This window comes from Celeribacter sp. ULVN23_4, assembly GCF_054788345.1.
In genome coordinates this window covers 718,760-737,101 of record NZ_JBTVYO010000001.1, presented here as the reverse complement: position 1 = coordinate 737,101, position 18,342 = coordinate 718,760, and the positions used below count along the sequence as shown (strand labels likewise).

13 protein-coding genes and 1 tRNA gene are annotated in these 18,342 nt (G+C 57.3%); 5 read left to right on the top strand and 9 right to left on the bottom strand.

Annotated features, from left to right (window positions below; genetic code table 11):
* The first annotated feature begins 182 nt into the window (after nt 1-182).
* The 3 genes from ACYBHZ_RS03640 to ACYBHZ_RS03630 are packed head-to-tail and all read left to right on the top strand — an operon-like array spanning nt 183 to nt 5,474.
* Complete coding sequence (locus ACYBHZ_RS03640; protein ID WP_460272830.1) at nt 183-761, top strand: ImuA family protein; 579 nt, start codon at nt 183-185, stop codon at nt 759-761.
* Nucleotides 676-2,130, top strand: a complete 1,455-nt coding sequence (locus ACYBHZ_RS03635; protein ID WP_460272829.1) for a Y-family DNA polymerase — start codon at nt 676-678, stop codon at nt 2,128-2,130. The genes ACYBHZ_RS03640 and ACYBHZ_RS03635 overlap by 86 nt, the downstream gene beginning before the upstream one ends.
* Nucleotides 2,127-5,474: an error-prone DNA polymerase gene (locus tag ACYBHZ_RS03630; RefSeq protein WP_460272828.1), complete on the top strand. Its 3,348-nt coding sequence runs from the start codon at nt 2,127-2,129 to the stop codon at nt 5,472-5,474. Before ACYBHZ_RS03635 ends, ACYBHZ_RS03630 begins: the two co-directional genes overlap by 4 nt.
* 130 nt (nt 5,475-5,604) lie before the next feature.
* Here ACYBHZ_RS03630 and ACYBHZ_RS03625 read toward each other — a convergent pair whose 3' ends face one another.
* Nucleotides 5,605-7,017 (bottom strand): caspase family protein, encoded by a 1,413-nt coding sequence (locus ACYBHZ_RS03625; protein WP_460272826.1) that lies wholly within the window; start codon nt 7,015-7,017, stop codon nt 5,605-5,607.
* 437 nt (nt 7,018-7,454) lie between these two features.
* A complete protein-coding gene (locus ACYBHZ_RS03620) occupies nt 7,455-10,004 on the bottom strand; it encodes a DEAD/DEAH box helicase family protein (RefSeq protein WP_460272825.1) in 2,550 nt (849 codons plus the stop codon).
* Nucleotides 10,005-10,312: 308 nt separating this feature from the next.
* Between ACYBHZ_RS03620 and ACYBHZ_RS03615 the strand changes: the two genes are divergently transcribed.
* Complete coding sequence (locus tag ACYBHZ_RS03615; protein WP_460272824.1) at nt 10,313-11,698, top strand: IS1182 family transposase; 1,386 nt, start codon at nt 10,313-10,315, stop codon at nt 11,696-11,698.
* A gap of 398 nt (nt 11,699-12,096) precedes the next feature.
* On the opposite strand, the gene ACYBHZ_RS03610 is transcribed toward ACYBHZ_RS03615, so the two are convergent.
* Together ACYBHZ_RS03610 and ACYBHZ_RS03605 are read right to left on the bottom strand one after the other, a co-directional pair.
* Nucleotides 12,097-12,173, bottom strand: a tRNA-Pro gene (locus tag ACYBHZ_RS03610).
* A gap of 58 nt (nt 12,174-12,231) precedes the next feature.
* Nucleotides 12,232-13,176 (bottom strand): DMT family transporter, encoded by a 945-nt coding sequence (locus ACYBHZ_RS03605; protein ID WP_460272823.1) that lies wholly within the window; start codon nt 13,174-13,176, stop codon nt 12,232-12,234.
* Between the two features lie 228 nt (nt 13,177-13,404).
* Between ACYBHZ_RS03605 and ACYBHZ_RS03600 the strand changes: the two genes are divergently transcribed.
* Nucleotides 13,405-13,578 carry a hypothetical protein gene (locus ACYBHZ_RS03600; RefSeq protein ID WP_460272822.1) on the top strand — a complete coding sequence of 58 codons (174 nt, stop codon included), beginning with the start codon at nt 13,405-13,407 and terminating at the stop codon, nt 13,576-13,578.
* Nucleotides 13,579-13,649: 71 nt separating this feature from the next.
* Here ACYBHZ_RS03600 and leuB read toward each other — a convergent pair whose 3' ends face one another.
* The 5 genes from leuB to leuD all read right to left on the bottom strand — a co-directional run bounded on the left by leuB (nt 13,650) and on the right by leuD (nt 18,333).
* The gene (gene leuB / locus ACYBHZ_RS03595) at nt 13,650-14,753 is read right to left on the bottom strand and encodes a 3-isopropylmalate dehydrogenase (protein ID WP_460272821.1); all 1,104 of its coding nucleotides are present in this window, start codon (nt 14,751-14,753) and stop codon (nt 13,650-13,652) included.
* A 60-nt stretch (nt 14,754-14,813) separates the two neighbouring features.
* The gene (locus ACYBHZ_RS03590) at nt 14,814-15,827 is read right to left on the bottom strand and encodes an endonuclease/exonuclease/phosphatase family protein (RefSeq protein WP_460272820.1); all 1,014 of its coding nucleotides are present in this window, start codon (nt 15,825-15,827) and stop codon (nt 14,814-14,816) included.
* Between the two features lie 23 nt (nt 15,828-15,850).
* Entirely contained in the window at nt 15,851-16,651 is an 801-nt protein-coding gene (locus ACYBHZ_RS03585; RefSeq protein ID WP_460272819.1) for a hypothetical protein, read from the bottom strand.
* Nucleotides 16,652-17,088: 437 nt separating this feature from the next.
* A complete protein-coding gene (locus ACYBHZ_RS03580; RefSeq protein WP_460272818.1) occupies nt 17,089-17,604 on the bottom strand; it encodes an HdeD family acid-resistance protein in 516 nt (171 codons plus the stop codon).
* A gap of 123 nt (nt 17,605-17,727) precedes the next feature.
* Nucleotides 17,728-18,333: a 3-isopropylmalate dehydratase small subunit gene (leuD, locus tag ACYBHZ_RS03575; RefSeq protein ID WP_460272817.1), complete on the bottom strand. Its 606-nt coding sequence runs from the start codon at nt 18,331-18,333 to the stop codon at nt 17,728-17,730.
* Nucleotides 18,334-18,342 lie beyond the last annotated feature (9 nt).

Sequence of the window (18,342 nt, the reverse complement as noted above, 5' to 3'; positions counted from 1 at the left end):
CGACACCGGTCACGGAGAAGTCCGTGTTGGCGTGCGAGCGAGATGGAAAATCTAAGTCATAGGTCTGCGTACCATGTGTTCTGGGATGTGTCAGCCCTGTTTGGCGCTGAGCGTCATGTTGGACATCGCCTCCCAATTTAGGCCCAATTGCCGAATGCGGATGTTCCCATTACGTTCCATTCATGCGAGTCGATATTCACACCGTCTTTCCACTGCGCCGTGCGCGGGTGCATGAGGTCTATGGCCCCGGTTCCATGAGCTTTGCCGCCATGGCTACTGCGGGGGCGTGCTTGTGGATCCGTGAAAGTTGGCTCTCTGACACGCTCACCCCGCAGGGGCTTTTGCCGATCTTCGACCCGGCGCGCCTGCTGCTGGCCCGCCCCAAGGATCAGACCGATGCGCTCGCCGTGGCCGAAGAGGCCCTCAAAGACGGCGCGCTGCCCTTTGTCGTTATTGAGATCACCCGCCCTCTCAATCTGCGCGAGGGACGGCGGTTGCAACTCGCGGCCAAGGCGGGCGGCGCCACGGGGCTTTGCCTGATCCCCGAAGGCATGGGGTCGAATGCCGCCGAGACCCGTTGGCATGCCGCGCCGATCTTTGACACACACAGCGAAGCCTCGACTCTGATGCGATGGGAAATTAAAAAGAACAAATCAGGAACGCTTGGGGCATGGAATGTTCGATGGGATCAAAAAACGCGTCGTGTGCATGTGGTTTCCCCGGTTGGCGAGCGACCGGGTTCTGCGCGCGCGACCAGTTGATGGCCCCTTCGTGATCACGCTCAAGTCGAACAACACCGAGCGGATTTATTGCCTCAATGAGACCGCTGAACGGCTTGGCCTGACGCGCGGTATGAGCTTTGCTGACGCCCGCGCCTTTTGCCCCGACCTGATCAGCCAGCCCGCGCGCCCCGATCTCGATGCCCGGTTTCTCGCCATGCTGCGTCGATGGGCGACGCGCTATTGCCCTTGGGTGGGGCGCGATGGGGTGGACGGGCTGGTGCTGGATGTCACCGGATCGACCCATCTTTGGGGCGGCGAGGCGGAGATGCTCGCGGATATTCAAGCCCGTGCGATGCGGGCCGGGCTGACGCTTCGCTTGGGATGCGCCGAGACCCGAGGCGCGGCTTGGGCCCTTGCGCATTACGGGACGGGAGAGGAAGCCCTCACCGATCTGCCGGTGGCCGCGCTGCGTCTGGACGAAGCAATGGTCACAGCCCTACAACGCCTCGGCCTGCGCAGCATTGGCGATCTGGCGGAAGCGGCCCGTGCCCCGCTGACCCGTCGCTTTGGCCCTGACCTGCTGCTGCGCCTCGACCAAGCCATGGGCCACATCCCCGAACCCGTCATGCCCGAGACCGAGCCGCCGCGCTTCGCGACCCGCATGAGCCTGCCGGAGCCCATCGGCCTGACCGAAGACGTGATGGGCCTCACCGCGCGGCTTCTGACCCCGCTCTGTGACAAGCTCAACCGCTATGAAATGGGCGCGCGCCGCCTGACACTCACCCTGCGCCGCGTCGATCAGGGCAACCAACAAGTCGAGCTGCGCCTCGCCGCGCCGATGCGCGACCCGCATCGGATTTTGCCTTTGTTCGAGCGCGGGGTGAGCGAGGTGGACGCGGGCTTTGGCATCGATCAGATCCGGCTGGAAGCCACACAGGTCGAACCGCTCTCCGTGCAACATATCGGCAGCGCGCAAACGTCCCCCGATCAGCTCAACGACCTGGTCACCCGCATCGGCACGCGCATCGGGCTGGAAAACATCCAACGCTTCCTCCCCGCCGACAGCCATATCCTCGAGCGCAGCTTTTCCATCGCGCCCGCCGCCTTCAGCGCGCCTGACAGCGCATGGTCCTGCCTGCGCCCACGCCCTATCCGCCTGTTCCCGCCCGAACCGATAGCAGGATACGGTGCAGAGCCGCCCGCACGGTTCCGCTGGCGCCGCATGTCGCTGACCACCGGGCGCGCCATCGGCCCCGAGCGCATCGCGCCGGAATGGTGGCTGCCGGATGACGCGTGGCGCTCCGGTGTGCGGGATTACTGGCGGATCGAGACCCGCGAAGGACGCCGCCTCTGGCTCTATCACACGCCGCAAAACCCCGGCTGGTTCGTGCAGGGGGAATTCGCATGAGTTTCCTTTATGCCCCAAATACTCATCCCCAGCCCGCCTCTTATGCCGAGCTGTGCGTCACCTCGAACTTCACCTTTCTCACAGGCGCTTCGCATCCTGAGGAGTTCATGCTGCGCGCCGCAGAGCTGGGGTTAGAGGCCGTGGCCATCACCGACCGCAACACGCTCGCGGGCGTTGTGCGGGCCTATTCGGCGCTCAAGACACTCCGCGAAGAGGTCGCCGCACAGCTTCGCGTGCGCTCCTCCCATCAGGTCGATCCCTGTTCACGACAAGAGATTGGGGCGCCGCAAGACCTCCCCATCCCGCTAACTCCAAAGCTGCCGAAGCTCATCGTCGGCAGCCGACTTGTGCTGCGCGACAGTTCCGTCGAATGGCTGGCGCTGCCCACGGACCGCGCCGCCTATCATCGTCTGTCGCGGCTTTTGACCTTGGGCAAGCGGCGAGCGGAAAAGGCCGAGTGTCATCTCGATCTGCGCGATCTAGAGGTCGGATGTCAGGGGATGATCCTCATTGCCCTGCCACCAAAAGACCTATCCCATGCTCAACCGGCCCTTCAGCGCTTGCAACGCCGTTACCCAAGTCACGTCTTTCTCGGGGCAGCGCCGCGCTATGACGGCTCCGATCAGGCGTGGTTCGATGCCTGCGCCGCGCTGGCACTCAGGTGTTCGACCCCGATGGTGGCGGTTGGCGATGTGCTCATGCATCACGGGCGGCGGCGCAGGCTCGCCGATGTGCTGACCTGTCTGCGTGAAGGGCTGACCATCGATCGGATCGGCACGCGCGCCCTGCCCAATGCGGAACGCCGTCTTAAAGGTGCCTCTGATATGGCACGGCTCTATCGCAATCACCCAGCCGCGCTCAAACGAACCTTGGAGATCGACGCACGCTGCGGGTTTGATCTCTCGGAACTGAGTTATGAATATCCCGACGAGATGTCGAAGGGCGAGGCACCTCAGACCCGGCTCGACCGATTGGCGCGCGAGGGGATCAAAAGCCGCTATCCTCATGGCGCGTCACAACGTGTGCATGATCTGATGGAAAAAGAACTGAGCCTCGTCGGCGAGTTGGGTTACGCACCCTATTTTCTCACCGTCCATGACATCGTTGGGGAGGCCCGTGCTCGCGGCATTCTTTGCCAAGGGCGCGGCTCGGCGGCCAATTCGATCCTCTGCTACCTTCTGGGCATCACAGACGTGTCGCCTGACATGATCGGTATGGTGTTCGAACGCTTTATCTCCCGTCATCGTGGCGAGCCGCCCGACATTGACGTGGATTTCGAACACGAGCGCCGCGAGGAGGTGATCCAGTGGATCTATGAGAAATACGGCCGCCACCGCGCGGGGCTTTGTGCCACCGTCATCCATTTCCGCACCCGCGCCGCGATCCGCGAAGTGGGCAAGGTCATGGGCCTTTCCCAAGACCTCACCGCGCGGCTCTCGGGCGACATCTGGGGGCTGACCAATTCCGGCGCGGATATGGAGCGGGCGAAAGAACTGGGCCTCAATCCCAAAGACCGGCGGTTGGCGCAAACGATTGAACTCATCGGCGAGATCATCGGCTTTCCGCGCCACCTGAGCCAGCATGTCGGTGGGTTCATCATCACGCGCGGGCGTCTCGACGAGCTTTGCCCCATCGAGAACGCAGCGATGGAAAACCGCACCTGCATCGAATGGGACAAGGACGACATCGACGCGCTTGGCATTCTCAAGGTCGATATTCTCAGTCTCGGGATGCTCACCTGTCTGCGTAAGAGTTTTGATCTGTTAGACGCGCATGAAAAGACCCGCCTGACCCTCGAAACGGTGCCGCAAGAGGACCGCACGACCTATGAGATGCTGCAACGCGCCGATGCGGTGGGGGTGTTTCAGGTCGAAAGTCGGGCGCAGATGAACTTTCTGCCACGCATGAAACCCGCCACGTTTTACGATCTGGTGATCGAGGTCGCGATTGTGCGCCCCGGCCCCATTCAAGGCGGCATGGTCAAACCCTACATTCGACGGCGTCAGGGATTGGAGGCACCCGAACCCTTTGGCCCTGCGCTCGCAGAGGTCACGCGCAAGACCCTCGGCGTGCCGCTCTTCCAAGAACAGGCGATGCAGATCGCCGTCGTCGGCGCGGGCTACACCGCCGAAGAAGCCGACAAACTCCGACGTTCTCTCGCCTCCTTCCGGCGCATGGGCACCATCGGCGAACACCGCGACCGTTTCGTGCGCGGCATGATGGGGAATGGCTACAGCCAAGAGATCGCGGAGGCCTGTTTTGGGCAGATCGAAGGCTTCGCCGATTACGGATTTCCCGAAAGCCACGCGGCGGCCTTTGCCATGCTGACCTATGTGTCGTCTTGGCTCAAATGCCACCACCCGGCGGTCTTCGCCTGTGCCTTGCTAAACTCCCAACCGATGGGGTTCTATGCCCCGGCGCAGATCGTGCGCGATGTGCGGGACCATGGTGTCGAGGTAAGGCCCGTTTGCGTCAACCATTCCGACTGGGACAATCAGTTGGAGCGCCGCGCCGACGGGGCACTGGCGCTTCGGCTTGGATTTCGTCAAATCAAAGGCTTTCGCGAAGAGGATGCAGGCTGGATCACAGCGGCGCGTGGCAACGGCTATCAAGACCCGGAAAGCGTCTGGCTCCGCGCCGGTGTCGCGCCCTCCGTGCTTGAACGACTGGCCGAGGCCGACGCCTTCATCGGCATGGGGCTGACCCGTCGCGATGCGTTGTGGCAGGTCCGCGCCATTCGCGCCCCGAAGCCGCTACCGCTGTTCTCCGACCCGCTCGATGGTGAGGGCATTCGTGAACCCGAAGTGAGCCTGCCCAACATGCATTTGGGCGAGGAAGTGGTGGAGGATTACGTCGCGCTGCGCCTGACGCTGCGCGCCCATCCAATGGAGCTTCTGCGTCCGTCACTCCCCGGCCTGACGCCGCACGACCGCCTGCCAATGGCGCCGCTCATCCGCACCACCGTCTGCGGTCTCGTCATCACCCGGCAACGCCCCGGCACAGCCTCGGGCGTGATCTTCCTGACGCTCGAAGACGAAACCGGCGTCTCAAATGTGGTGGTCTGGCCCAAGGTCTACGAGCGTTTCCGCCGCACCGTCATGGGCGGGCGGCTGTTGCGCGTTACAGGGCGGTTGGAGCGCGAGGGTATTGTTGTTCACCTCATCGCCGATCACATCGAAGACCTGTCGCACAAGCTCTCGGAGCTGGGCCATCCGCTCGACGATGCCATCGGCGTCACACAGCCCCAAGCCGACGACGCGCCACGACCGCCGCGCTACCCGCCCCGTGCCCGTCATCCGAGGGAGCAGGCTAAGCGATTGTTTCCAAGCCGAGATTTCCATTGAGGGGGGATGGGGAAAGCGGCCCAAAGCTGACGCTCAATGATCGACGGATACCGCGCCACTGTACACTTATTGCGGCCATTCGTTCATCGCGCAGAACATTCGGAGTTCGAGTGGCAAGAGCACATCCCATTCAACTCTCACTTGTCCCAAATGAGTGAATGTATTCTTTGGTGTATTCGAATGGGTCTGACACGTACCTCTGAGCAACATCAGCTGGATCATCCGACCAAGCATGGTGAGACCACTTCCACTTCTTGGTACCTTCGTACTCGTTGAAAGAACCCCAGCCGGATCGGCGTTCTTTGGAATTGCACGTCAGTATCAAACACTCCGTCAGGCGTGGTAAAAAAACAATCTCTGAAAACACCCGACTAAGGGCCATAAATTTAGGTTCGAAGTAAATGCCAACGTGGACTGCTTCCAGCCCGCAGCGATTGAACAAGTTATAGGTCTCATCGTAGTCGTCAGGCATGCCAAGCGCTGCGAGTGCATTGAAGCCAAGTCCGCTGAATGGTTGTCGCTTTTTCTTTCTTTCCACGTCGCTTTCAACGAATGAGTCAGAGCCCCCTCGACGTTCCAGCAAGCCTACGACTGTTCGCTTGTTCTGCACATAATCAAAATCATCGTGCTTGACAGTTCGAATTTCGAAGAATTCAGTCACTTCCGGCGTGAGGTTGGAATCCCCCAAGGTCTCGTCAAAAACGCCGTTGATAAATGCCTGCGCTTTCTCTTTTGTAGGCACTTGGGCCTCTATCCTCTGGATTGCAGCTTTGGCGAGATCAAGAACTGCCACAGGGGGCGCGGATACTTCTTGTTGAGTTCCAAGTCTATCAGAAAGCATCTCTCGAAGCTCATCGAGTCGGCTCGCATCGTTGCAAAACTTCTCCTGTGACGTGCCTTGGCGAATAAAGTGAGGAGTTTGCCCGTCTTGGTGCAAGAACGCGTCTCTCAACGCGTTTTCTACATCCGAGTAGTATATGATGCCTTCTTCCTTTTGCAGGCAGGCCTTAATAAACTGATCTGTGAAAAGGCTGATTTTGTCCCCCGCGAGCGAAAACTGGGTTTCGGTGCAGGAGGAAAATTGGACGAAGTTCGAAAACCCCGTCTTCAGCTCAGAAGTGAGCACCCGTAAGTCATTTTTTATCAGGTTACGCCCCGCCTCACAGGCGTCAATTACAAAAACCGAAAGCTCAGCGTTGAATTGTCGAATAATCTCATGTGCATCTGTCCGGGACAGCGCGGTTAAGTTTGGCGAAGTCTCCTTAAACCCCTCAAAACACATATAGAAATCATCGGAATTCGACAGGCCGTGCCCAGTAAAATAGAAGAAAACCTCTTCGATTGCTTCTTCCTGATCAGCTAACTGACGTATTCTATCTTTAACTTGCGAAATTGGTTGGTCTACGAAATCGACAATTTGGCTGAACTTTTGAGTTGCCGTTAGGATTTCACGCATTTTTGCTACGTCGTTCGAGCAGCAAGCCAGGTTGGACAACTCTTTGTACAGAGTGTTTCCAATTAAAATTGCAATACTTTGCCCCATAGGCTCCTCGACACTCTGCTTGCGCTTCAATGTTATGTTTAAGAGCTGCCTTGCAGCGAAACAATGGCTGGATGAAATGTTTCGCTTGACCAGCACGACCGCACAATCCTGCCCTCGGTTGAATAGCGCAGCAAGAGTGGTTGGATGTTTTCGGTCGCTGAACGGCTACTTCTGACCTTCTGATACTTGATACGAACAACTGCAGCGAACTTCCGCTTCCCGTCCAAAATGACGGATGGTCGCATATCGGCCCAGACCTGCCGTTCGACGCGTCACCCGTCGCGATGGTGCTGCATCCCGAAGCGGTCATTTATAGCATCGTGCAGCATTGATCGGCAGGCAAAGAACAGCGGCGCGGACTGAGCTGCGGAGACCGGACTGTGAAGGACCTCTAAAATATGGTCCTTCACCTTTTGCCAACTACATCGACTAGATTTTCACATAAAAGACTTGAGTAGTCTGCGCGAGAACGCAGCCGACAAACCGCCAATCTGATACTCTGGAAGCATGCCGAGCTCCTTCAGCATGTGCCAACGTTCAAGCTGCGTCCTGCCAACCAGATCGTCGATACGCGCCACAAAGCCGTTGCATACCTCACAGAACTCATCTGGTTCGGCTAGGAACAGATGATCGCCCGGAGAGGCGTTGCCGCTCACGACACCCAGAGGGCCCAGCACGATCACTCCGCTGAAGTCGTATCCATCATAATGCTCTTGCAGCCATTCAATATGATTAAGAGATTGCCCAACTGCGTCTTTCTTGTATGTCGTATCACATTCTTTTTTTTGGGTCTTTAGCTCGAACGCGATAAGCTCCTTGGTCTCTTCCGAGCTCCAGACGACGTCTGGCCCCTTCTTGAAAACATTGTCAGGTCTAGCCGTTTCAAAGCCGAGGAGTTCACCAATGACGCGGCAAGCTTCTTCCCTTTCATTGGACGACTTTGATCGATTTCCTACGATTGAGATATTACGTCTAAGTGAGGCCGCGTAATTCGAGAACGGGTTCCCGGCCTTCATGTTCAAGTCCGCCAACTTCCGTTGCACAGGGTTCTCGGCGTCCAGTTCTCCCTGCTCGGTGTCGAACTTACTAATGAGAGGAACATTGAGCCTTGGCGTAAGCCTTGATCTGGCCCGTGAGTAGTGCGTCGAGGCGGACCCCAAATCTCCATCCATTTCGTAGGTCATACCAAGCCAGAGATCATACCAACCTGCGAGCTTTGAGTCGACGGGTGCAATATTGTCGACAACTGACATGAGAGATTGTCTAGCCCTTTGACTATCCCCATGCCAAAGGTAGCTCATGAACTCACTTTCCGCCGACGCGCCAGTTGCCAGCTTGTCCTCTCGCTCTCGTACCAAGTTTATTGAGTCTTCACTAACCTCTAAGCCATCGATAGTTTCACCATAAAAATCCAGCCAAGCTTTGTCGCGAACCTTACTTTCACCCTTTCCAAGGATGTCATTCAACAGCTCAACCAGTTGCTCGTTGCTTTTCTCACCTATCTGGTCTTGCAAACTTGCTCCCAACAGGAACTGTTTTCGAATCAACGCCGGGAGTAGAGCGATATTTCTATCATTCTTGCACCACGTATTCAGGTCGTGGCCGTATATAATGAACGCCCCGTAGTCACTTCGTCCACGGTTAATTCTGCCCAGAAGCTGCGTCAGACGAGTTGACGTTTTTGTAGCGTTTTGGCTCAACATTTGCAGAGCCTCAACTTGATAGCGTTCTTGAGAGTTGGAGCCACTTGGGCTCCCATCGATGATCATAATTCTACAAGTATTTTGTGGAAGGTCTATTCCGTCGACCCGAGACACCAAACAGAATGCACCTGTTTCACTATTGCGGAAATCATTCAGAGCTTCTGAGAAGTCGTCCACCAAAGGCGGCTTGCACACTTCTTTCCATACCCCCGCCTTTCTATAGCTGGGTACAGAAACGAGGACTTTCGATTCCACCTTCAGGCGGTTGGCCAAATCTATTTTTCCGTCAGGGTCCTCGAGCAGAGAGCCAAGTATGATAACCCGTTCACCGTTGCCAGCATCATTGTTGGGCTCGATTCTGTTAACTTTGGAGGTTCCGAATGCTCTTATGAAGTCAGTTGGATAGTCCAACGTTGCAGACAGATAGATTCTCCTTGGGCAGCTCACGACATGCTCAAAGTGAGCATTCGGAATGAATGGTGGGCAAATCTCAACCTCACGGGAGGACACATAGACTGCGCAGCAAGCAATGTGCTCGTAAAGTTGAATCATCGGGAACAGAAGATCTTTGTGCTTCCGATAATCGTAGGCTTTGAAGGCCTCGATGATTGCAGCAGAATTTCTTGCTGCTGTCATAGGGGGGCATAGCGTAGTCCCGCCGGATGCCTCGTCGACAACAAACTTTAGATGGTCCCCCTTCTTAATATTCTCGAACTCTGGCCGGACGATTTCGACTAGTCGGCTGTATAAGTCTTCATGATCGGCAGCCGAAACGGACACAGTGAGGCTATCTCGGATCAGTCTTTCCGATACGTGAGCATCATCAAAAACTATCCCACCAAGTTGGAATTTCTTAAAGGGGGAAGTCGATAGAAAGAGCGCTTGGTAGGTCGTTATGCAGAATGATTTACCTGTTTCGAATCCATCGTTGGAATAACTGCCACCAGTCCTTGTAGTATAGCTTAGGCCGAGCTTCTCAGCTTCGCGCGCAGTCTGTTCGACGAGGTCAATCGTACTGCAAACAAAGAGAACGTTCTCCACGCCTTCATTGACCAGACTCTGGGCTGCCATTAACCCCACAATGGACTTACCCGCGCCCGTGTTGAGAATTATCAGATTGTCCTTTTCTTTGCGCGCTTCATTCCATGCCGCAAGGGCGTCCGCCTGGCCCTTCCAAAGATCATTGGGAGCACCGCCTGTATTTGGTGTTTTCTTAAATATATCAATGGGGTCGGTTGGTGCTGACTTCGACTTTGGCCGAGACAGTTTTGAAAAATCTACCATGGTTTAAAGCTGCTTTCGCCTGAGTAATCACACCCGCACTACACCCCAATGTGGAATTGAGTTCAATGTTTTCCCAGCTTTTGGTGTCGGCAGTCTGTTGAAGACGCCGCCTCTTGATCAGGCGTGATCGAACAGTACCAATCAGTGCAAAGAAGCATCAGTGACGAGGACCGCCACGTGACCTTAGCCGTCGTTCATCCAAGGCGCGGCGAACTACCGCTTCCCGCCGATGCTGTTGAAAAAGTCTCTGTTGCAGCGCGGCAAGTCCTTTGATTCACTCGAATATGAGGGGATTGGAGGATTTCGTCATGATGGGCACTCAGGACGCACCGGCGCAGTTGTTTTATGATTTCGATCTGGAGCGGCACGTGCCTGCGGGCCACATGCTCCGCGAGATCGACCTGTTCCTGAATGGTGACACTCTGCGCGAGGCACTGCGTCCCTTCTACAGCTCCCTTGGGCGTCCCTCGATCGACCCGGAGCTGCTGATCCGGATGCTTCTGGTCGGCTATTGCTTCGGGATCCGGTCGGAGCGGCGGCTCTGCGACGAGGTCCATCTGAACCTCGCCTATCGGTGGTTCTGTCGGCTGGGCTTGGAGGGGAAGGTCCCGGATCACTCGACGTTCTCGCGGTATCGCCATGGCAAGTTTCGCGAAAGCAATCTGCTGCGACAGGTGTTCGAAGCCACGGTTGAGCGGTGTCTGAGGGAGGACCTGGTGTCGGGCGAGGGCTTTGCCGTCGATGCCAGCCTGATCCCGGCGGACGCGAATAAGACCCGGTCGATTGCTGCAAGCGATTGGAACGCAGATGTCGCGCGCAAAGCAGGCAACAGGGCAGCGCAAGAATATCTCGAAACCCTCGATAACGCTGCCTTCGGAGCTGCCTCCCCAGTCCAGCCGAAGTTCGTCGCCAAGTCCGATCCTGCGGCGCAATGGACCCGCGCAGATGAAAGCCGTCCCTATTTCGCCTATGCCACCAACTACCTGATCGACACCAAAAGCTCGGTGATCATGGATGTTGAAGCCACGCGCGCCATTCGGCAAGCCGAGGTGGGTGCATCGCGCACGATGCTTGATCGGACCGAGAAACGGTTCGGCATTCGGCCGGAGTGGTTGGCTGCTGACACAGCTTACGGCAATGCCGAGAACCTCGGCTGGCTGGTCGAAAGGCGCAGCATCATTCCGTTCATCCCTGTCATCGATAAGTCGGAGCGCACCGATGGCACCTTCTCCAGATCCGACTTCGAATGGGACGAAAAGAATGACCAGTACATCTGTCCCGAGGGCCAGGCGCTGAAACAATTCAGACGCAACTATTCCGATCCAAACCGAGGTAAGGCTACCGGTGGAAGAAAGAAATACCGCGCTCTGAAGGCCACCTGTCAGACCTGCCCATCCAAGGACATCTGCTGTCCGAAAGCCGATGCGCGATACGTGACCCGCGAGCCGCACGAGGAAGCACGCGAGTTCGCCCGTGCATACCGCAAGACCAAAGCCTACAAGATCTCACGGGACAAAAGGAAAAAGGTCGAGATGCTATTCGCTCACCTGAAGCGCATCCTGAACCTCACGCGGCTCAGGCTTCGAGGACCGAACGGCGCAAAGGACGAATTCCTTCTCGCCGCTATCGCCCAGAACCTCCGAAAACTCGCAAAGCTTCGCCCGCGGTGCGTCCAAAAGGAGGTCAGCGTATGACCTGAAAGGTCAAAATAGCCGGTCTCCGGCAAACCAACTGGCGAAAGCCGGGACCAAACGGCTGCTATGTCTCCAGCAGCGTGAAAATCCCACAAAACAAACCGACTTTTTCAACAGTATCCGCCCAAATCGAAGAAGCCAGCCAATCCTAGCGATAATATCCAACTAGCGAAGTGTATGAGATCGACGCATTCCCGAACTCTTGTCCCGAAAAATCGAGTGGCAATCGACAGTTCGCTTTCACCACGTACACTGAGCTGTTCACAGCAGGCGCGTTTGCGCGCCGCTTTCCGTCCACCCTTAGACGTCATAGAGACGTGCGGGAGGCGAATACTTGTAAAGAAAGGAAAGATTCAGTGCCATAAAGGCAGAGTTCAGTGAACTCTACATGATTTAATTGGTCGGAGCGAGAGGATTCGAACCTCCGGCCCCTGCCTCCCGAAGACAGTGCTCTACCAGGCTGAGCTACGCTCCGACCGTGACGGGCGGAATATAGGGCGCGGAAAGGTTTTGCAAGAGCGAATTGATGCGTTTTAGCGGAGTTTTGCACGGCGCACGAAAGGGGCGATCCGGAAGGACATTGCCGAAGAGGCGCGCGAGCGTGTTCTGAGTACTGGCGTGTTCTCGGAATGGCCGCCGCGAGACTCGCGGAAGACGATGTAGAGGCCGGACAAGATGATGATTCCTGCGCCGATCACGGTCGCTTTGTCCACGGTTTCCCCGAAGATGAAATAGCCAAAGATCGTGGCCCAGATGATCTGGGAATATTGCATGGGGGCGACGATGGCGGCCTCGGAGGCGCGATAGGCGAGGATCAGGATCACCCCGCCGGTGAAGCCGAGCAGAGAGACGGTCGCGACTCCGCCGAGATCGAGAATCGGCAGAGGTTTGTAAAAGAAGGTCATCGCCAGCCCCATGACGAAGAAATTCGCGATGAGCGGATAGAGCATGAGTACTTCCGTGCGTTCCTCGCGGCCAATTTTACGGACGACGACGGAGGCGAAGGCTCCGAAGAAGGCACAGGACAGCGCCGCCGCATGGCCAAGTGTCAATTCCGTGCCGCCGGGGCGGAGAACGATCATCACGCCGACAAGACCAAGCAAGACGGCGGCCCAGCGGTGAAAGCCGACACGTTCGCCGAGCATGGGGATCGACATTATCGTGATCACCAGAGGGGTGGCGAAGATCAGGGCATAGACCTGAGCCAGCGGAAGAACGGAGAAGGCATAGAAGGCGGACACAGTGTTGGTCATCGCAGCAAGGGTGCGAAACAGGGTCCACCACGGATGCACGGGGCGCAAATGGCCGGGGTTGCGGTCGCGGATCAGCATGAACATCACGAGCGGAAAGGAGAACAGCGTGGAGAAAAAGATGATCTGGAACGGGGTGTAATGACTGCCCAGAAACTTGATCACGACGTCATGTGTCGAAAAGACCGCGAAGGCGGCGAGCGCGTAGAAGGCTCCGGTGATGTTCATGTGGTGAGCTCCGTTTGCTGACGGCATCACGCTATCACGCATCGAGAAGCTTTCAACGGGGGGCACCCCGATCATCTTGTCTTACGGCAAGAATGCCCCCATCTGTACCTCATGTATCGCACTCGGAAATCCGCAACCTGTTGTTATTGTGGCAGCAAGGCTATTTTGTCGCTCGACGAAGCCCGCCACGAATTGAAATGTTCCAGCTGTGGTGCGCCGCTGTCGCGCATGAAATCTTTGCGTGTGGATCACGGAGAGGATGGCAGTCTGGCGAAAGGGAAGAAGGCAAAATCCGCCTATCGCTCAAAGCCGGACAAGCCGAAGAAGAAAAAGAAGAAGCGCAAATCTACGGCGCATCGTCTGTTTGATGTGGCAGAGGATATTTTCGATCTGTTCGATTGATGCGCTTTGACTGGCTGACATGAAAAGGGCGCCCCCGTGGGACGCCCTTTCGCATGACTTGTGTTCTCAGCTTACAGCGAGGCGTCGAGCGCCGCGATGATCGCATCGCCCATGCCGGAGGTGGAGACCGGGGTCACACCTTCGTCGGCCAGAAGATCGCCGGTGCGGACGCCGTCGGCGAGCACTTTCTCGATGGCTTTCTCCAGACGCGTGGCTTCTTCGCCCTCGTTGAAGGAGTAGCGCAGCGCCATGGCGAAGGAGAGGATACAGGCGATCGGGTTCGCTTTGCCTTCACCCGCGATGTCCGGCGCGGAGCCGTGCACCGGTTCGTACATGGCTTTCGGGCGACCGTTCGCCATCGGAGCGCCGAGGGAGGCGGAGGGCAGCATGCCGAGCGAGCCGGTGAGCATTGCGGCGCAGTCGGACAGGATGTCGCCGAACAGGTTGTCGGTCACGATCACGTCGAACTGTTTCGGCGCGCGCACCAGCTGCATGGCGCCGTTGTCGGCATACATGTGGCCCACTTCGACCTCGGGGTAATCCGCGGCAACCTCGTTGACGACATCGCGCCAGAGGATACCGGATTCCATCACGTTGGCCTTTTCCATCGAGGTGAGCTTCTTGTTACGTTTCATGGCCAGCTCGAAAGCGGCAATCGCGACGCGGCGAATCTCGGACTCGGTGTAGCGCTGGGTGTTGATGCCCACGCGCTCATTGCCTTCGGTGATGATGCCGCGCGGCTCGCCAAAGTAGATGCCGGAGGTCAGCTCGCGCACGATCATGATGTCGAGACCGGCGACCACGTCTTTTTTCAGTGAGGAGAAGTCGGCCAGAGCGTCAAAACACTGCGCCGGGCGCAGGTTCGCGAAGAGGTCCATCTCTTTGCGCAGGCGCAGGAGGCCGCGTTCCGGCTTCACGGAGAAATCGAGCACGTCGTATTTCGGGCCACCAACGGCGCCGAGAAGCACAGCGTCCACTTCCTGGGCTTTCGCCATGGTTTCATCGGCCAGCGGCACGCCGTATTTATCGTAGGCTGCGCCGCCAACGAGGTCCATCGTGACATCGAATTTCAGGTCGCGTTTTTCGCCGTACCAGTCGATGATCTTGACCACTTCGGCCATCACTTCGGGGCCGATACCATCACCAGGGAGAATAAGAAGAGAAGGCGTGCTCATATCGCGTCGAGTCCTTGTTTTTCTAAGGTTGGCATGGGGTAACGGTTGGCGGTCTTTGCGTCAAGGAAACCCGGCGATATCGACCCAGACAAGCGCATGGCGAAAGGCAGTTTCCCCTGTGGGGGCAACCCATGCGAGGCCCGCATCCGTCACGCGCAGATTGGAGGAGGGGAGGACATAGTCGACCCGCAGGTTGCCGGGCGTCGGATCGGACCAATCCACGGTATCAAGGGCGGGGTCGCCGAGGTGATCCGGGTTGGCCATCAGCGCCCCGTGTTCTGAGCGCGGCATCGGGTCGATCAGGCGCGGATCATCCAGCAAGGACTGCATCGCCGCGCGTCTCCCGTCGCCATCTGCCGGATCGAGATTGCTGTCCCCGAGAATCACGAAGGGTGCATCTGGGGGCGGATACGGCAGTGCCCCGTCGAGATAAAGCGACCAGAACCGCGTCTCATCCGCATTGCGCCGCCCGTTGCGGTCCTCTGGCCCATCGAAAACAGGGGAAGTCGCGGCATAGGCGAAAAGATGCAGCTCAGTGTCTTGCCACAGTATTGGGATGTCCCAATGCGCGTGCGAAGAGAGGCGGAGAACGGCAAGATCATCACTATCGAAATAACCGTCGGGCAGGTCTGCTCCCGGCAGATCGCGCCAGAGCATCTCGGAGAAATCGCGGATATCTTCCGAGAGGATCGGAAGCCGCGACAAGAGCGCCATGCCGCCCTGACCTGTGAAAGCGCCATAGGAGTGCGCGTCTTCAGGTTCTCCGAGCCGACCGTCTTTATCGAGATCACGTCCGGTGGGGCGACCTGAATTGCCGGGCTTCGTGAAGAGATAGGGATAGTCCAACGCATCAGAGAACGCGCGGAGGGCATGCCCGTCGAGATCCGTGTCGAAGCCGGTCAAAAGCAGGATGTCTGGGGATAGGGCGCGGATGTGGTTCTGGGCCGTGAGTACTTGCGGATCATTGCCGCCTATAATGTCTTGGAGCAAGAGGCCCGGCCCTTTGCGGGACAATTCGACCGTCCATGCGGCAATGCGCAGACCCTCCGCCGAAGCGGAGAGGGGCAATATCATAAGCAAAGAGAGGAGTGCGGAGATTACACCGCTGCGTGGTCGAGCGCGGCCTGCGCGTAGGTCTGGCGGCGCTTTTCCTCGATCATCGAGGCGACCCGGCCCATGGCGATGCCACGCATGAAGAGTGAAGACGGCAGGAAAGCCCATGCAGCAACGGCCCAGATCATCGATTGGTCATTGGTGACGCTCAGATCACCAAACAGGTTCGAAGCGGAGCTTAGCACGGCGGGAATGATGAACGGCAAGGAAAAGCCGATGATCGTATTGACGCGCGCATCGCGTTTCAACCGTTCGACCACATCGCCGCCGGCGGTCGGGTCAAACGTCGGCAGGTTGATCCAGACGTTGAAAGAACCGGATTTCGACGGCCAATGGCCGATGCGCAGGACGATCATGAAAACCGAAAGCGCGACGAGCGAAATCAGATAGCTCATGCCGGTCGCTTCGCGCACCAGTTCAACTTCTCTGAGGGAGCTTGCTTCGGGCATGGCCAAGATCATCAGGCGCACAGGCGAGTACGGGAAGTCGAGTACGTAACCTATCAGGGCTCCGATGGCTGTTACGAAATTTGTGACGTCGGTGGGTGCGGTGACGCCACGCACGATCAGGCTCAGGAGAATGACCGTGATGAACAAGGAACCGAAACGCACGCGGTTGAAGGGGGGGGCGTCACGGAACTCGACCAGTCCGGGGTAGGCAGAGACATATTCGAAGAAGGTCAGGGCGGCGCCGAAAAAGGCGACCAGAGCGACGACCTGTGCAGAATCTGCGGAGACGTTTGGCAAAAGAATGGAAGGCGTGGCGATCAGGATGACAACCAACACGGCGCGCAAAAACGCTCCCAAGACACGATTAACCACTGCCCATTTCCCCTCAAACTGGCTGAGAGCGATGCGATGCCGCCCCCTTTTTCCATTTTGATCCCGCCAAATATGACGGATTGCCTCATTCTTGCCCAAATTTTGCCTTCTTTCATATCTGCCAGCAAGGGATGGTTAAGGTTAACCGGGGAAATGGGGCGGTTTCGTGGTTAAAGCGGTGCGATTTTGCATCATTCTCATTCGCACTTGTGTGTGCGAGATGATCGGATCGCAAGATATGGTTTGATTTTAGGGGGCTCTGACTTGGAGCCAAAACCTTGAACCGCCTTGAATGACATTCTCTTGTCCCAATGAGCGGGTCGATTGTCGATTTCAGAGGCTGAATATGGTGCGATGATTATGAAACGGCGGCTCCGAGGACCATTCGGGGCCGCCGTTCTTCAACGGTGCGCGCGCAGAAACAGGCCGAAGCCAATCAGCCCGGCACCGTCAACCAGCAATTCAATCCCAAGCAAAATGCCAAGTAGCGACAGTGAGATCGTCGCGAAATCTGCCATGATGTAGACCGCAAGGAACACGGTCACGGCACCGGACAGCAGAAGCGTCCAGAACAGGCGGCTTTCACGCATACGCCACGCCATCAGCAACCGGATCAGACCTGACGCGAACAGGAAGGCCGTCACGATGATGGTCAAAGACACGGTGCCTTCTGCCGGGTTGGCGATGAAGCTGACGCCGATCATCAAGCTTAGAAGCCCCCAGAGTATGGAGAAGCCACGATTGTCATGTGCCACGCCTGAGAAACCGGCCCAAAGCTGCGCTGCCCCTGCAATTGCAAAGAGCGTACCGAGCATAATGGTGATCGCGAGCGAGGCGGCCACCGCGTTTCCAAGCGCCAGAAGGCCAAAGAGAAAGCTTAGAACGCCGATCCCGACCCAGATTTTCCAATTCGTCATGACACCCTCCATGTGTTGAGTGCTATCAAACAGATATAAGTGTTGGCGCACAAAATAAAACGGCAACCCGAAGGCTGCCGCTTCACGATTTCCGTGACCGGAACTCTTAGGCCTCAGGGAGGCTTAGACCCAAGGACGTTCCTGGGCCATTTTGGCCTCATAGGTGTCGATGTCTTTGACATGCGCCATCGTCAGGCCGATGTCGTCGAGACCTTCGAGCAGGCAGTGCTTCTTGAACGCGTCCACTTCGAACGGGAAGCTTTCGCCGTCGGAGGTCGTGACGGTTTGAGCTTCGAGATCGACGGTCATACGGGCGTTCGAGCCTTTCTCGGCGTCCTTCATCAACACGTCCACAACGTCTTGTGGCATCACGATCGGCAGGATGCCGTTTTTGAAGCAGTTGTTGTAGAAAATGTCGGCGAAAGACGTGGAGATCACGCATTTGATGCCGAAATCCGCAATCGCCCACGGTGCGTGTTCGCGGGAGGAGCCACAACCGAAGTTGTCGCCCGCCACGAGAATCTGCGTGTCGCGATATTGCGGTTTGTTCAGAACGAAATCCTCGATCTCGTTGCCCTGACGATCATAGCGCATCTCGTCGAAGAGGTTCACGCCAAGGCCGGAGCGCTTGATAGTTTTCAGGAACACTTTCGGGATGATCATATCCGTGTCGATGTTCACCAGCGGCATGGGGGCCGCGATGCCGGTCAGTTTTTCGAACTTTTCCATCTGTGCGGC

What these genes read in the sequence shown, in the direction of transcription:
- ACYBHZ_RS03640 (WP_460272830.1), top strand. Translation starts at nt 183, where the DNA reads ATGCGAGTCGATATTCACACCGTCTTTCCACTGCGCCGTGCGCGGGTG.
- ACYBHZ_RS03635 (WP_460272829.1), top strand. Translation starts at nt 676, where the DNA reads ATGTTCGATGGGATCAAAAAACGCGTCGTGTGCATGTGGTTTCCCCGG.
- ACYBHZ_RS03630 (WP_460272828.1), top strand. Translation starts at nt 2,127, where the DNA reads ATGAGTTTCCTTTATGCCCCAAATACTCATCCCCAGCCCGCCTCTTAT.
- ACYBHZ_RS03625 (WP_460272826.1), bottom strand. Translation starts at nt 7,017, where the DNA reads ATGGGGCAAAGTATTGCAATTTTAATTGGAAACACTCTGTACAAAGAG.
- ACYBHZ_RS03620 (WP_460272825.1), bottom strand. Translation starts at nt 10,004, where the DNA reads ATGGTAGATTTTTCAAAACTGTCTCGGCCAAAGTCGAAGTCAGCACCA.
- ACYBHZ_RS03615 (WP_460272824.1), top strand. Translation starts at nt 10,313, where the DNA reads ATGATGGGCACTCAGGACGCACCGGCGCAGTTGTTTTATGATTTCGAT.
- ACYBHZ_RS03605 (WP_460272823.1), bottom strand. Translation starts at nt 13,176, where the DNA reads ATGAACATCACCGGAGCCTTCTACGCGCTCGCCGCCTTCGCGGTCTTT.
- ACYBHZ_RS03600 (WP_460272822.1), top strand. Translation starts at nt 13,405, where the DNA reads ATGAAATCTTTGCGTGTGGATCACGGAGAGGATGGCAGTCTGGCGAAA.
- leuB (WP_460272821.1), bottom strand. Translation starts at nt 14,753, where the DNA reads ATGAGCACGCCTTCTCTTCTTATTCTCCCTGGTGATGGTATCGGCCCC.
- ACYBHZ_RS03590 (WP_460272820.1), bottom strand. Translation starts at nt 15,827, where the DNA reads ATGATATTGCCCCTCTCCGCTTCGGCGGAGGGTCTGCGCATTGCCGCA.
- ACYBHZ_RS03580 (WP_460272818.1), bottom strand. Translation starts at nt 17,604, where the DNA reads ATGACGAATTGGAAAATCTGGGTCGGGATCGGCGTTCTAAGCTTTCTC.
- leuD (WP_460272817.1), bottom strand. Translation starts at nt 18,333, where the DNA reads ATGGAAAAGTTCGAAAAACTGACCGGCATCGCGGCCCCCATGCCGCTG.